This is a genomic window from Corallococcus sp. AB038B, from assembly GCF_003668955.1.
In the GTDB taxonomy this organism is placed as follows: domain Bacteria; phylum Myxococcota; class Myxococcia; order Myxococcales; family Myxococcaceae; genus Corallococcus; species Corallococcus exiguus.
This window is the reverse complement of record NZ_RAWO01000419.1, coordinates 1-382: the sequence shown is the minus strand read 5'-3', so window position 1 is coordinate 382 and position 382 is coordinate 1. Positions and strand designations below refer to the sequence as shown.

At 66.5% G+C, this 382-nt stretch carries 1 protein-coding gene; it reads right to left on the bottom strand.

Going from position 1 to position 382, the window contains the following annotated elements:
• Positions 1-27: 27 nt before the first annotated feature.
• Positions 28-382 (bottom strand): iron-sulfur cluster assembly accessory protein (locus D7Y04_RS43755; protein WP_147477406.1); only part of this gene is annotated, 355 nt, incomplete at its 5' end.

Sequence of the window (382 nt, the reverse complement as noted above, 5' to 3'; positions counted from 1 at the left end):
CGAGCCACGTCACGCCACGACGGGAACTCAGGTCGTGAACGAGGTGCCGCAGCCGCAGGAGGACTTCGCGTTCGGGTTGTTGAACTTGAAGCCCGCGCCAGTGATGGCGGAGACGTAGTCGATCTCCGTGCCGGCCAGGTACTGGGCGCTCATGCCGTCGGTGGCGAGCTTCACGCCGTCCTGCTCCCAGACGCTGTCGCCGGCCTTCGACTCCTTGACCAGGTTCAGGTCATAGCCGAGGCCGCTGCAGCCGGCCGGCACGACGCGGATGGAGAAGAAGTAGCCCTCGAAGCCCTGGTCCTTGATGACCTTCTTCACCTGCTGGATTGCGCCTTCCGTCAAACGCACGGCCTCGGGCGGGGCGGACTGGGGGGCCGTCGTG